Raw genomic sequence first — 13,488 nt, forward strand, 5'->3', positions numbered from 1 at the left:
CAAAGGTCAAACCATTCCTCAAATGGGACATCACGCGAAAACCGCACCCTCTCCCCAGCCCTCTCCCGCAGGGAGAGGGAGCTAACGCTCGCACCACCTACTACCGCGCGCACTATCTAAAAGCTCGATGAGCTGTCACGCACAACGTGCGCCGCCCACAACCGCGCGCGCGACAAACCCCCTAATCCTTCGGACTCGTGCACGCCGCATACCTTCTTCCTTCCACCTGCACCACCTGCCGCCCCGCCACGCTCACACTCGCCGTGTAATGTTCCGGCGAATCGAAATCGACGCGCCCGCGCGCACCCGGCGCCGCCAGTCCGGCGCAGCTCGCAGTCCAGGAGAGTGCCGTGCTGCTGCGATGCTGGCTGCTGCGTTCGCATTGGGTATGACCCGGCACCGGAAGAGCAGCGAATTCCGCCCACGGGTCCGGCCCTTCATCCACGCAATGCCAGCGTTCCCGCGGCGCCCCAAGATGGCCGTGCTCCATCACGCGCGTCACGATCTTCCATAAACCAGTCATGGCCTGGAAATCGCCCGGATCGGCGTGGCCAGGCTCGCCTATCAGCGCGGCCACGACGAGCACCAGCAGCGCGATGGCGCGCGCCACGGCGTGACCGCGTGAGCCTGGCTGGCGAAACGGATGCATGATGGCGACGCTCCCGACGACGAAAGACCCCGCCTGCCCGTGTAGGCGGGGTCCGGACTATTCCATCAGTCCTGTGTTTCAGTCGTTGCTACGTAGCCGTGACCATGACGGTCGAAGTCGAACATGTTCATCAGGTTGCCGATGGCCGGTGCGTTGAGCGGCACATACGGGTTGTTCGGTTGCGAGACCGGATTGGGGAGGTTGTCGCGGCTGCGGTTGGAGATGGTTTCGTGCAGGCCCCAGTTCGCTTCGACGAATTTGTCGAAGGAGACGTGGTCGTAGTACGTGTGCACCACGCGGCCGCCTTCGGAGAAGCGCGACACCACCAGCAGCGGGATGCGCGTGCCGTCGCCGAAGAAGTCGACCGGCTGGATGTAACCGGAGTCGTAGTAGCCGCCGCCCTCATCGAAGGTGACCATGATGACGGTGTCGTCCCACACCTTCGGGTTGGCCTTGGCCATCTCCACGATCTTCTTCACGTAGCCTTCGAACAGGTCCAGCTTGGACGAAGCCGGATGGCCATCCAGGATGCCGTCCGGCTTGGCGATGGAAACGGCCGGCAGCGTGTCGTTCTGGATGTCGTTGTAGAGGTCGTTGATGTCCTGGTTGTTCGCGCGCAGTTTCGGATCGGTCATCACCTGCGTGGAATACAGGAACGGGTTGCAGATGTTGCAGAACGTACCGGCTTCGCCGTTCTCCTTGCCGCCCGCCCAGCCTTCGCCGTAGTACTTCCAGGTGACGTGGTGGCGCGTGAGCAGCAACGCGAGGTTGTCCTGGCGTGTCGGCGGCATGGTGAACTGGTCCGCGCCCAGCGGTGCAGGCGTACCGTCACCGAGGTAACCCGGGTTGTAGTTGTTCACCAGGTAGTACGCGTTGCGCTTGCAGTCCGTGCCGTGGAAGGTGCGATACGGCAGCGACTTCAGGTAATCCTTCACGGCGCCCACGCCCGGCTGTGAATCGTCGGCGCAGTTCACGTAGGAACCGCCGCTGTAGCCGTCCTGCACGTACCAGTTGTTGGTGCCGGCCTGCGCATCCGGGTTTTCGATCTGGTTGCTCGGCGGCGTCGCCGGATTGCCGTTGGCGTCGGCGTAGTAAACGAGATCGCCGAAGCCCAGCATGATGTGGTTGGCGCCCGTGCCGCCCATCACCGACTGGTGGAAGTTGTCGCTGAGCGTATAGGTGCGCGCCAGCTCGGCGAAGTAGGGTGCATCGCCCTGTGCCATGTTGAGGAACTGCATCGCGGTGGAGCCTTCACCGGTGGTCTGCTCGGTGAAGTTCGCCGGCTGCGGCTTGCCGTTGGTGCCCGCGCCGACGGTGGTTTCCACCCAGGGGAACAGGTCGTTGCGACAACCGCTGGGGTTCTTCGACGTGGCGGCGTGCACGTCGCAGTCCAGCTGCTGCCACATCTGGAAGAAGCGATGCACCGGGCTGTTGGCGTAGTCGTCGTAGTTGAGCGAGGCATGCATGTCGACCGGAGCATTCGCGAGGTGCGCGGGGAAGCGCGTATCAAGCACTTCGTTCGGCAATCCGGTGCCGCCGTTGGCGAGTTCGCTGTAAGCCTCGTCGGGAAGCGCCGGCTCGACCGCCTGAGCCTGTGCCGCGGAGGAGAACGGCGCCTGGGTCGGCGCGCCGCCGGTGTTCATCGCCGGCAACGTCGTATACGCCGTGGTGTGCTTGGGCGCGAGGGCAAACTTGCCCGTGCTGCTCGCCTGCCACTGCTGCGCGGCGGCGACATTCGGACCCGGCGTGCCGTCGGCGTTGACGATGCCTTCGGAAAGCAGGTTGTGCACGCTCTGGCCCTTGGGCGGCGTATAGGTGGCGTAGACGTGATCGAACGTGCGGTTTTCACCGATCAGCAGGATGACGTGCTTGATCGGCGTGGTGGTGCGATCACTGCGGTCGTCGCCGTTACCCGGCCTATGCAGCACGGTGATGCCACCGGGCAGACCCGCGCGATCACCGGTGGCCGCGGCCGGCACCTTGTCGCGGAAGTTCGCGTCCTGGTCGGCACTGGTGTTCTGTGCATTGACGACACCGGCGAGGCCGGCGGCGAGGGTGCCGATGAGTAACGGCAGGTACCGCTTGCGGACATGCGTCATGAACATGACTTCGATCTCCTGCAGTCGCCCTAGTAGGACTGCGCGAGTGATCCCCCTGCTACAGCCGCTGCACGCAACGTGTACGACGGCCGGCCGGGAGTCTGGTCCGCATGCATGACGATGCCTTGGCACTTCTGCGACAGGCATGGCGTTGAAAATGACAGTGGGGAGACGTCGAAAGAGCTTGCGCCAGGGAGGGAGCGCGAAGGTGTTGCGGCAAGAGTGGTGCGAGGTGCGTGCGGCGACGACGCGGTGATCTTGCGGCAAGAAATTGCTGTTTTTGCGGTGCGTGTGAAAGGCGAGAAGTGTGCGGTTGGGCACAGGCGAGATCGCGCACTGGGTGCGCTCCTACAGGCAGTAGGTGGTGTCACTGCGCACACCGCCTCTCACCCCGGCCCTCTGCCCCATCGCGCGAAAACCGTACCCTCTCCCCAGCCCTCTCCCGCAGGGAGAGGGAGCTACCGCTCGCACCACCTGAGAGATCGAAGAGTTGTCGCGCACAGGAACAAGCGGAGCGGCACGCGACATTACGCCGGCAACAACTGAAACGGCCTCATCATCTCGTTGTCTTCGTGCTCCAGCATGTGGCAATGCCACACATAGCGCCCTGGTTCCCCCTCGAACCTCGCGATGATGCGCGTGACAAACCCCGGATCCGCCCGCACCGTATCCTTCCATCCCATCTCATGCGCCGGCGGCAACTGCGCCGGCCCGGTGTACTTCAACGTCTTCGACGCGTTCCACGCGAACAGGTCGAACGGCCGCCGTTCCAACACCTGGAAACGGACGAGATGCAGATGGATGGGATGCACGTCGCCGGTGAGGTTCACCAGGCTCCAGATTTCCACGCTGTTCTGGCGCGGATCCTCGGTGATCGGTGCGGACCAGTGCCTGCCGCCCAGCATCATCATCATGGGATTGCCGCCGGCATCGTCCTGCTCGCCCAGCGTGAGCACGCGGTCGCGCACCGCGCTGGCCGCCGACAGGCGCTCCACCTCGCGCAGCTTCGCCGGCAAGGCGCCCGTGTCGCGGCGGCCGCGGTCATGCACGCGGAACTCCATGATCGCTTCGGACTGCTGGCGCAGCTGCACGCTCTTGCCGTCCAAGCCCGCGAAGTCGACCACCACCTCGGCACGCTCGGCCGGATAGAGCTCCACGCGCTGTCGCGGCACCGGTGCGCTCAGTAGCCCTTGGTCGCTGGCGATCTGCTGGAACGGCTGGCCGTTCGACAACGCGAGCATGTAGTGGCGCGTGTTCGCCGCGTTGATCAGGCGAAGGCGATAGCGTCGCGGCTCGACCTCCAGATAGGGATACAGCTTGCCGTTGCACAGGATGGCGTTGCCTTCGCACTCGGACACCCAGGGCGCCTGCGGATCGTCGGACACCGGGTAGTAGAGCTGGCCGTCCTTCGCGATCAGGCGGTCGCACAGGATCAGCGGCAGGTCGCAATCGCCATCGGGCAGGCCAAGCGATGCTTCCGCGTCGTCACGCACGAGATAGGCGCCGAGCAGGCCTGCGTAGATGTTGAGGCGCGTGATGCCCATCGCGTGGTCGTGGTACCACAGCGTCGCCGCATCCTGGCCGTTGGGATAGTGGGAAAGCGCGGAGTGGCCGGGCGCAAACCATGCCTCGGGATAGCCGTCGCTCTCCGCCGGCGCACGCGCGCCGTGCACGTGGGCGACGGTGCGCACTTCCGGCTTGTTGCGCTCGGCGCCGTGGATGTTGTGGTCGACCGGCAGGAAGTGTTTCTCGGGCAGCGCGTTGACCCATTCCACCAGCAACGGTTCGTCGCGACGCGCCTGCAGCGTCGGGCCGGGGAATGATCCGCCATAACCCCATAGCGGCGTCGGCGGCAGATCGCGATGCAGCGTGGCGCGGAACGCGCGCATCTCCATGCGGTAGTACGGCAGCGACTGGCCGGGATACGCCGGATGCGCGCGCCGCGCCGTCGGCTTCATCACGGCGGGTATCGGCAGCGGATCGACAAAACGGGCCAACGTCACCGGGTTCACCAGCGGCACGTTCGGCGCGGCGAGCTGGGGCATCGCCATGCGGGCCATGCCGTCGTCCGGCGAGGCCGGCGCGGACCAGGCCATCAGGCCCATGTCGGCCACAGCGGCCATTCCCGTCATGTCCATCAGGCCGCGCAGGAACTGGCGGCGCGCAAGGTTCACGCGTGTCATCCGGCCACGCTAGGTGGTGCGGATGACAGCGGCGTGGCAGCGCGGGTGGCTCAGTCCGCCGAAGCGGGCACGCCCTGGCCGGTGGTCGGTGCCTGCTGGCCGGCCGCGGCGGCCTTGTCCTCGGGCGTTTCGATGGGCTTGGACAGCATGTGCGCACGGCGCCAGCCGCCCCATTTGTAGTAGCCCATCGCCATCAGCATCGAGGCGAGCGAGCCCAGCGGAAAACTCCACCAGATCGAGTCGGCGCCCAGCGAGGGCGCCAGCGCCAGTGCGAACGGCGGGCGAATCAGCCACATCGAGATGAACAGGATCACCAGCGGCGGCAGCACCGCGCCGGTGGAGCGCACCACGCCGAACAGCACGAAGGTGACGCCGAAGAACATGAAGGACCACACCGCGATGCCGTTGAGATGCTGTGCCAGCGTCAGCGCCTCGGCATCGTTGGGCAGGAACAGGTTCAGCGCGCCGTGGTTGAACACATAGATCACCGCGATCAGCGCGCCGCTGAGCACGAAGTTGTAGAGCACGCCCACGCGGGTGATGCGGCTGACGCGATCCCACAGCCGCGCACCCACGTTCTGCGCCGCCATCGACGAGACCGCCGCGCCGATCGCCATGGCCGGCATCTGCACGTAGGTCCACAGCTGCGTCGCCGCACCGTAGGCAGCGGTGGTCTTGGAACCGTAGCTGTTGACCATGTGGATCATGATCATCGCCGAGGTGGAGATCACGATCATCTGCAGGCCCATCGGCAGTCCCTTGAAGACCAGGGCGCGCAGGATCTCCAGGTTCGGCTTGAGGAAGCCCAGCTCCGCACGCGTCAGCCGCAGGAAGTGCTTGCGCACGTACAGCGTGGCGAGCAGGGCGAACAGCGCCACCGTCTGCGCGATCAGCGTGGACGTGGCGGAGCCGGCGATGCCGAGCTTGGGGAAGGGGCCCACGCCGAAGATCAGCAGCGGGTTGAACACGATGTCCAGCAGCACCGACAGGCCCATGAAGAGGAACGGCGTGCGCGAATCGCCCGCGCCGCGCAGCGTCATCATCAGGAAGTTGTAGAAGTACATCGACGGCACGGCCACGAAGATGATGCGCAGGTACGGCACGGCAAAGGCCTGCGCATCCACCGGCGTGTTGAGCGCGGCCAGCATCCACGGCGTGGCGAAATAGCCGCCGATGGCGACCAGCACCGACACCGACACGAAGAAGGTCACGCCGGTGCCGACCACGCGCTTGGCCTCCAGCATGTTGCGCGCGCCCAGGCTCTGGCCGATCAGGATGGTGCAGGCCATGCTCAGGCCGAACACCGCGCCCAGCAGCAGGAACAGGATCAGGTTGGCGTTGCTCACCGCGGTGAGCGCGGCTTCGCCGAGATAGTGGCCGATCCACATCGCGTTGACCGAACCGTTGAGCGACTGCAGCACGGTGCTGCCCAGGATGGGCAGCGCGAACGTCAGCAGGGTCCGGGCGATCGGGCCTTCGGTGAGCATGGGTTGCCTGGCGGCAAGGGATGACATCGAGTGTTTAGTCCGCAGTAGTGAAATCGAAAATGCCGCCGTCACGCATCATGCGTCGACCGGCGCGTCATCCCAGGTCCGGTTGGCCAGATGGCGCACATGCTCGCGCACATCCGCCGGCCATGCATCCGTCAGCTCGCTGAAGCGCTCGCGTTCCTTGCGCCAGAACGCGCGCGACGCTTCTTCGTAGTGGGGCAGATCGCCCGCCATGGCGAGCATGAAGCGGTCGAGCGCTTCGCCCGCCTGGCGATGACGGTCGCACCCACCGTTGGTGCGGCGCGCTTCCTCCACCAGACGACGCAGTGTCGCCGATGCGCCGCCGGCTTGCTCGGAGAGCCAGTCCCAGTGCCGTGGCAGCAGGGTGACCTCGCGCGCGACCACGCCCAGTTTGGGCCGGCCTGGACCACGCGCAACTGGCGCTTCGGCTTCTTCCGTTGCCGGCAGGCGCGCGACCACCTCGGCGTCGCTGCCGCGGAAGTCCACATCGACCTGCCGACCGGTGCCATTGTCGAAAATGAGCACGGGGCCAGCCGCACCGCGATCGACCGCGTGCTTGGCCGCCAGCGCCACTTGGGCGAGGGTGCCGGAAGCGATCCGGCGGTGGCCATCAAAAGCGATGCAAGCCCGCTCGTTCTTCTGAGCCATGTTATTACCCGGATGAAAGCGGAGCGAATAATGCCCGGGTTAAAAAGCGCCGTCAATGCGCGCCAGGCCTTCGCTCCGTGTGAAGGCCACGACCGGGTTCTCGAATCCTTACCCCACTTTCCGCGCTGATTTCACGACGCGTGAGACATCATGACTTCAACAGGGACGTGGGGTTGCCGCCTTGAGTACTGCTTGACGCAACACAGTGTTGCGTCTATCCGACCTATTTCTAGTACCCGTCGGTGCAGTAAGTTAATAAACTATGCGGTGCATTAAAACCCCTCCCCCGAAGTCATAGAAGAAGAGCACATGCGATCCCTCGTATTACGCAGCGCTGCTGCGCTTGCCCTGATGGGCGTTTCCGCCGTCGCCTTCGCTGGTCCCCGCATCGAAGTCGAGGGCGGCCGCAGCTATTCGGACGGTTACTGGACGACAACCGCCTTCGTCGAGGCCGTATTCAACGAACACCGCATCGGCGACAGCCGGTTCAGCTGGGCCCCCGATGTGTCGGTCGGCTACATCGACGGGCGCAGCGTCGCCCGTTATGGCAACAAGGTCTCCGACAACATCTGGCTGGCCGCGGGCGGCGCCCGCTTCCGGATGGGCGGCGAAGGCGACTGGTACCACCACCTGTTCTGGACGGCGCAGGTCGCGGCACAGACCGGCCGCACGCTCGCCCTGAGCAGCGCCGGCGAGTTCGTCAATTCGGTAGGCTGGCAGGGCGATCACTGGAGCTTCCAGGTTCGCCACATTTCCAATGCCGGCCTGGATGGCTCCAACCGCGGCGAGACGATGGCGCTGGTCGGCCTGGCCTTCAATCTCTGAAGGCATTCGCCCCTACGCAGATAACACAACGGCCCCGTGCGGGGCCGTTTTTCTTTTGGACGTCTGGATGGCTGAAAACCATTTGTGCCGGTGCAGCAGGCACCCGAACCTCTCGAATTTCGCAGGCCGTCCCGTCACCTGCCAGACGGATCAGTGATCGGCGCCCGGCCCGGCCTTGGCACTGAACGGGGGACGTGCCAGCCACACCACCAGGATCAGGCTGAAGAATACCCAGCCCAACATGTGGAATACCTCGTTGAACGAGATCTGGTAACCCTGCTGCGTGATCATCTGGTCGAGCAGCGCATTGCCGGCCTGCCCCGTGACGCCCGCCGACTGCAGCGTAGCCTGGGCCGAGCTGTCGTACGGCGTGATGTGCTCGCTCAGGTGCGCATGGTGCACGATCGCGCGGTGATCCCACAGGAAGGTGGTGAGCGAGGCGGAAAAGCTCGCGCCCAGCGTACGCAGGAAGGTCGCGAGACCACCGCCCGCGGCGATCTCCTGCGGCTGCAGGTCCGACAGCAGGATGGTCGTGACCGGCATGAAGAACAGCGCCACGCCCAGGCCCTGGAACAACTGCACGCCGGCGATGTGCCAGAAATCCACCTGCAGGAAGAAGTCCGAGCGCATGAAGCAGGTGGCGCCCATCACCAGGAATGCGCACGACGCCAGCAGTCGCATGTCGGTGCGGTTGGCGTACTTGCCCACGATGAAGGTGAGCATCACCGGCAGGATGCCCAGCGGCGCCGCCGCGAAGCCGGCCCACGTCGAGGTGTAGCCCATGTTCCGCTGCAGCCACTGCGGCACCAGCAGGCCGATGGCGAAGAACGCGGCATAGGCCAGCACCAGCGCGATGGTGCCCGTGCGGAAATTGTGATGGCGCAGCAGGCGCAGGTTGACGATGGGCTCGTCGTCGGTGAGCTCCCAGATCAGGAACACCGCCAGCGCCACCGCCGACACGATGCTGGTGATGATGATGAAGCTGGAGTTGAACCAGTCCTCGTCGTTGCCCTTGTCCAGCACGATCTGCAGCGCGCCCACGCCCACGATCAGCGTGATCAGGCCCACGTAATCCATCTTCGGCCGCATGATCTTGTCGACGCGCCCGCGCATCTGGTTGCCCACCACCATGCTGGCGAAGATGCCGATCGGCACGTTGATGAAGAAGATCCACGGCCACGAATAGTTGTCGGTGATCCAGCCGCCGAGGATCGGTCCGGCGATCGGCGCCACCACGGTCACCATCGCCAGCAGCGCGAGCGCCATGCCTCGCTTGGCGGGTGGATAGATCGAGATCAGCAGGCTCTGCGTCACTGGATACATCGGGCCGGCCACCGCGCCCTGGATCGCGCGGAACAGGATCAGCATCGGCATGCTCTGCGCGATGCCGCACAGGAACGAAGCGATCGAGAACAGCAGCGTCGACCAGATGAACATCTTCACTTCGCCGAAGCGGCGCGTGAGGAAGCCAGTGAGCGGCAGCGAGATGGCCATGCTCACGGCGAAGGAGGTGATCACCCAGGTGCTCTGGTTGACGCTCACGCCCAGGTTGCCGGCGATCGTCGGCAACGACACGTTGGCGATCGTCGTGTCGAGCACCTGCATGAAGGTCGCCAACGAGAGGCCGACGGTGGTCAGCGCCAGATTGGGTGGACGAAATTCACTGCTCATCGCACGGAGTACCTGCGGGATGGGGGTTCTGGCCTCTCCGGAAACTGGCGAAGCGGCCTATGTTCTTGCCCGTCATTCCGGCGCAGGCCGGAATCCAGTGGCTTCAGTGACGACACGTGCGGGCAACATCATGCTTTGTCGCTACTGGATTCCGGCCTGCGCCGGAATGACGCTTTAGATTCATGCAGCGGTGTGCGTGGGGCGACCGATGCCTCCACGCACAAGACGTTTACTGCTTCTCGTGGCTCTCGCCAGCCATGTTGGCGTGGATGATCTCGGCGATCATGCCGTCGGCCTTGGCCAGCTGCTGCTTGTAGACGTCGGTGGTGAAGGCCGGCTGGGCGGGCGCCTGCTTGGCGAGCAGCGGGCCGCTCTGGTCGTGCAGGTTCACTTCCACCTTGGTCGAGAGACCAATGCGCAGCGGATGTTCTTCCAGCTGCTTGGCGTCGGTGAAGAACACGCGCACCGGCACGCGCTGTACGATCTTGATCCAGTTGCCGGTGGCGTTCTGCGCCGGCAGCAGCGAGAACGCGCTGCCCGTGCCCACGCCCAGGCTCTCGACCTTGCCCTTGTAGGAGACCTTGCCGCCGTACACGTCGGCGCGGATTTCCACCGGCTGGCCGATGCGCATGCTGGAGAGCTGGGTTTCCTTGAAGTTGGCGTCGATCCACACCTCATGCAGCGGCACCACGGCCATCAGCGGCGTGCCCGGCGCGACGCGCTGGCCCAGCTGCACCGAGCGCTTGGCGACGTAGCCGTCCACCGGTGCGACGATCGAGGTACGCACGTCGTCGAGGTAGGCGGCACGCAGGCGGGCGGCGGCCGTCTGGACGTCCGGATGCGAGGCGACGACGGTGTCGTCCACCAGCACCTTGTTGGTCTGCAGCTGCTGCTGCGCGGTGGTGAGGCCGCTCTGCGCGCTGGTCAGCGCGTCGAGGGCGTGCGACAGCTCTTCGGCGGAGATGGCGCCGGTCTTGGCGAGGTCACGGCGACGGTTGTAGTCGGCCTGCGCCTTATCCACGGCCACCTTGCGCACGGCCACTTCGGCCTGCGCGCCGCTCACGTTGCTGTACAGGCCGCGCACTTTGCGCACCGTGCTGGCGAGGTTGGCGCGGGCCTGCTGCAGCGCGACCTCGGCATCGGCCGGGTCGAGCTTCACCAGCACGTCGCCGGCATGCACCAGGTCGCCGTCATCGGCGCCGATGGTGACCACGGAGCCCGGCACCTGCGGGGTGATCTGCACGACGTTGCCATTGATGTAGGCGTCGTCAGTCTCTTCGTACCAGCGGCCTTCGAGGAAGTACCACAGGCCCCAGCCGAGGCCGGCGAGCACCAGCACCACGACCAGCGCACGCAGCAGGAAACCACGGCGGTTCTTGGGAGGTTGGACGGCCACGTTGTCGGCCGCGTTCGGGGTTGGGCTAGACATGGGGGAGCAGCCTTCAGAGCGAGTGTTCGGGGGAAGATTGGACGGCGACGTTGGCCGCATCGCCCTGCGGACGGAAGCCGCCGCCGAGCGCCTGGATCAATTGCACGGCGTAGTCGACCTGCTGCGCCTTGAGGTCGGCCATGCGCTGCTGCGCACCGAGCAGCTGCTGGCGCACGATCAGCGATTCGAGATAGCTGCCCACGCCCGCCTTGTAGCGCTGCTCGGACAACTGCCACGCCTGCGTGGCGGCATCCACCGCGCGCTGCTGCGCGGCGACCTGCTCCTGCGCGGACTGCACGGCGTCGTAGTCGTCGGCCACTTCGTTCACCGCGCGCACCAGCGTCTGGTTGTACTGGGCCACGGCTTCGTCGTACTGCGCGTCCTTGCCGGCGAGGTTGGAACGCAGGCGGCCGCCATCGAAGATCGGCAGGCTCAGCGACGGGCCAAAGGTGTAGAAGCGCGCCGGCAACTGCAGCGGATTGATGCTGCCGAACGCGGCCACGCCGGCCATCGCGCTGATGCTGACGTTCGGCATGAACTCGGTCTTGGCGACCTTGATCTGCTTGCCGGCCGATTCCACGCGCCAGCGCGCGGCGACCAGGTCGGCGCGATGGCCGAGCAGTTCGGTCGGCAGGTCCGCGGGCACCGCCAGCGCGGCCGGCTCCAGCGCCTGCGGGCGGGTGATGTCCATGCCGCGATCCGGGCCCTTGCCAAGCAGCACCGACAGCGACGAACGCGCCGCATCGATGGCGCGGCTGGCCGCGGCGAGACGCTGGTCGGCATTCGCCACCTCGGTCTCGCTCTGCTTCAGCTGCAGCTGGTTGTCGACGCCGGCAGCCACGCGCTGCTGGGTGAGCTGGCGGGCGGTGGTGGCGCGATCATGCTCGGCCTTGGCCACGTCCTGCTGGGCGTAGGCGTAGGCGAGCTGCACGTAGGCGCGGGCGACATTGGTGGAGAGTTCGATGCGCGCGGCCTGTTGCTCGATCTCGGCGGCATGCTGCTGGCCGACCGCGGCTTCCCACGCGGCGCGCTTGCCGCCCCACAGGTCCAGGCCCCAGCTGAGGCCGACGCGGGCGTCCTTGAACCAGGTGAAGTGGCCACCGCCCAGTTCCGGCGGTGCAGCCGTCAGCGGCAGGCGCTGGCCGACCACGTTGGCGCCGGCATTGACGCTCGGGCCACGCTCCGCGTCAGCCGCACCGGCCTCGGCCTGCGCCTGGCGGGCACGGGCGTCGGCCACGGCGAGGGTGGGGTTGTCCTTCAGCGCTTCGCCGATCAGGGCGCTGAGCTGGGGGTCGCCCAGGCCGGTCCACCAATCATTGGCGGGCCAGGCCGCGGGGGAAAGCGTGGCGCCGGACAGGCTGCGATCGCTCTTGAGCGTGGACGCATCGGTCAGCGTGCCTTCCGGGTGGAGGCCACCGCTGCTGACACAACCCGCCAGCGCGAGGGAAAGGCCGGTGGCTGCCGCAAGGATTTGCAGACGCATGGGCTTGGTTTCCAGAAAAGGTGAAACGTCAGTTCTTGTCGCGGAGCGCCGTCAAGACGCGCTCCAGGTAGTCACGCAACTGCTCGCGCTCCGTGGCATCCAGGGCCTTTTGCGCCGCCTTCAGCACGCGGTCGTTGCAAGGCGTCATCTGCTCCCAGGTCGTGCGTCCCAGCGGCGTCAGTTCGATGCGCAGCGCGCGCCGGTCCTGTTCGTGCGGCTGACGGCGCAACAGGCCGCGGCCTTCCAGCTGGTCGAGCTGGCGCGTCATGGCACCGCCATCGAGCTCCACCGACCGGGCCAGCTCACTCGCCGACATCGGGCCCATCAGGGCCAGGCGCTTGAGGATGAGGAACTGGGTGAAGCGCAGATCCACACCGGAAGCCTGCAGTTCGGCTTCCATGGCACGGACCAGTTCGCTGCGGACCAGCCCGATCAGGACGCCGATGCTGTCGTTCCGGTGGGAGAGGGAGGAGTTCGCGGGGCTCATGGTCCGCGCATTCTATTGCCGGAATAATATTTGTCAAGGCAAATATATTCAGGGACGCTTTTGTTACGGCAAAATTTCAGGCTAGACCGCCGGGGCCCCCATCTCGTCCTCCAACCAGGTCCGCAGCGCCGGGTCCCGGACCTCGAAAAGCTCGAACACGCCCAGTGCGCGCAAGGCCGGCAGCAGCGCCAGCAGGCGAGGCTCCATCGCCCTGCGCGCCGATTCCGGCGTCGCCGGGTCGAGCATCTGATGGGCACAGGCCACGAACGCCTCCAGCGGCGTGACACGGATATCGGCGCTGGGCGCCCTGGCAAAGATCGTCGACATGCTCAGCCTCTCCCTTGCGGCACACCGACGTGCCGCCGCTACTGAAAACAGGACGTACCTCGGCGTGCGGGCGTGACTGGGCCAGATCAAGGTCTCGCTCGCGGCGGAACCCGGGGATATCGATGGCGGACACACAATCGGCACGCCGAAGGCACTGGGCACCGCGAGCGACGGCA

The 13,488-nt window shown here is 66.0% G+C and carries 11 protein-coding genes; 1 reads left to right on the top strand and 10 read right to left on the bottom strand.

From position 1 onward, the window contains the following. Positions 1-181: 181 nt before the first annotated feature. The 5 genes from CA260_RS20505 to CA260_RS20525 all read right to left on the bottom strand — a co-directional run bounded on the left by CA260_RS20505 (position 182) and on the right by CA260_RS20525 (position 7,090). Positions 182-649: a DUF3617 domain-containing protein gene (locus tag CA260_RS20505; protein ID WP_111984932.1), complete on the bottom strand. Its 468-nt coding sequence runs from the start codon at positions 647-649 to the stop codon at positions 182-184. 65 nt (positions 650-714) lie between these two features. Further along, complete coding sequence (locus tag CA260_RS20510; RefSeq protein WP_238149860.1) at positions 715-2,754, bottom strand: alkaline phosphatase family protein; 2,040 nt, start codon at positions 2,752-2,754, stop codon at positions 715-717. Positions 2,755-3,275: 521 nt separating this feature from the next. Then, positions 3,276-4,922, bottom strand: a complete 1,647-nt coding sequence (locus tag CA260_RS20515) for a multicopper oxidase family protein (protein ID WP_111984933.1) — start codon at positions 4,920-4,922, stop codon at positions 3,276-3,278. A gap of 59 nt (positions 4,923-4,981) precedes the next feature. After that, positions 4,982-6,445: an MATE family efflux transporter gene (locus CA260_RS20520; protein ID WP_111984934.1), complete on the bottom strand. Its 1,464-nt coding sequence runs from the start codon at positions 6,443-6,445 to the stop codon at positions 4,982-4,984. Positions 6,446-6,493: 48 nt separating this feature from the next. Next, positions 6,494-7,090: a DUF2239 family protein gene (locus CA260_RS20525; RefSeq protein WP_111984935.1), complete on the bottom strand. Its 597-nt coding sequence runs from the start codon at positions 7,088-7,090 to the stop codon at positions 6,494-6,496. Positions 7,091-7,399: 309 nt separating this feature from the next. On the opposite strand from CA260_RS20525, the gene CA260_RS20530 reads away from it, so the two are divergent. Beyond that, a complete protein-coding gene (locus CA260_RS20530; protein ID WP_111984936.1) occupies positions 7,400-7,915 on the top strand; it encodes a lipid A 3-O-deacylase in 516 nt (171 codons plus the stop codon). Positions 7,916-8,065: 150 nt separating this feature from the next. Here the strand turns inward: CA260_RS20530 and CA260_RS20535 are convergent, their stop codons facing one another. From CA260_RS20535 to CA260_RS20555, 5 genes are all read right to left on the bottom strand, one after another. Beyond that, on the bottom strand, positions 8,066-9,586 hold the full coding sequence (locus CA260_RS20535; protein ID WP_111984937.1) for a DHA2 family efflux MFS transporter permease subunit: 1,521 nt from the start codon (positions 9,584-9,586) through the stop codon (positions 8,066-8,068). A gap of 229 nt (positions 9,587-9,815) precedes the next feature. Then, positions 9,816-11,015, bottom strand: a complete 1,200-nt coding sequence (locus CA260_RS20540) for an efflux RND transporter periplasmic adaptor subunit (RefSeq protein ID WP_111984938.1) — start codon at positions 11,013-11,015, stop codon at positions 9,816-9,818. Between the two features lie 13 nt (positions 11,016-11,028). Further along, complete coding sequence (locus CA260_RS20545) at positions 11,029-12,498, bottom strand: efflux transporter outer membrane subunit (RefSeq protein ID WP_111984939.1); 1,470 nt, start codon at positions 12,496-12,498, stop codon at positions 11,029-11,031. A 28-nt stretch (positions 12,499-12,526) separates the two neighbouring features. Then, a complete protein-coding gene (locus tag CA260_RS20550; RefSeq protein WP_111984997.1) occupies positions 12,527-12,898 on the bottom strand; it encodes a MarR family winged helix-turn-helix transcriptional regulator in 372 nt (123 codons plus the stop codon). Between the two features lie 168 nt (positions 12,899-13,066). Further along, a complete protein-coding gene (locus tag CA260_RS20555; RefSeq protein WP_111984940.1) occupies positions 13,067-13,312 on the bottom strand; it encodes a hypothetical protein in 246 nt (81 codons plus the stop codon). Positions 13,313-13,488 lie beyond the last annotated feature (176 nt).

Origin of the sequence: Dyella jiangningensis (assembly GCF_003264855.1) — a bacterium.
GTDB lineage: Bacteria > Pseudomonadota > Gammaproteobacteria > Xanthomonadales > Rhodanobacteraceae > Dyella > Dyella jiangningensis_C.

Bases quoted from the DNA above. Each gene is read 5' to 3' on its own strand.
- CA260_RS20505 (WP_111984932.1), bottom strand. From the start codon at position 649: ATGCATCCGTTTCGCCAGCCAGGCTCACGCGGTCACGCCGTGGCGCGC.
- CA260_RS20510 (WP_238149860.1), bottom strand. From the start codon at position 2,754: ATGTTCATGACGCATGTCCGCAAGCGGTACCTGCCGTTACTCATCGGC.
- CA260_RS20520 (WP_111984934.1), bottom strand. From the start codon at position 6,445: ATGTCATCCCTTGCCGCCAGGCAACCCATGCTCACCGAAGGCCCGATC.
- CA260_RS20525 (WP_111984935.1), bottom strand. From the start codon at position 7,090: ATGGCTCAGAAGAACGAGCGGGCTTGCATCGCTTTTGATGGCCACCGC.
- CA260_RS20530 (WP_111984936.1), top strand. From the start codon at position 7,400: ATGCGATCCCTCGTATTACGCAGCGCTGCTGCGCTTGCCCTGATGGGC.
- CA260_RS20535 (WP_111984937.1), bottom strand. From the start codon at position 9,586: ATGAGCAGTGAATTTCGTCCACCCAATCTGGCGCTGACCACCGTCGGC.
- CA260_RS20540 (WP_111984938.1), bottom strand. From the start codon at position 11,015: ATGTCTAGCCCAACCCCGAACGCGGCCGACAACGTGGCCGTCCAACCT.
- CA260_RS20545 (WP_111984939.1), bottom strand. From the start codon at position 12,498: ATGCGTCTGCAAATCCTTGCGGCAGCCACCGGCCTTTCCCTCGCGCTG.
- CA260_RS20550 (WP_111984997.1), bottom strand. From the start codon at position 12,898: ATGGAAGCCGAACTGCAGGCTTCCGGTGTGGATCTGCGCTTCACCCAG.
- CA260_RS20555 (WP_111984940.1), bottom strand. From the start codon at position 13,312: ATGTCGACGATCTTTGCCAGGGCGCCCAGCGCCGATATCCGTGTCACG.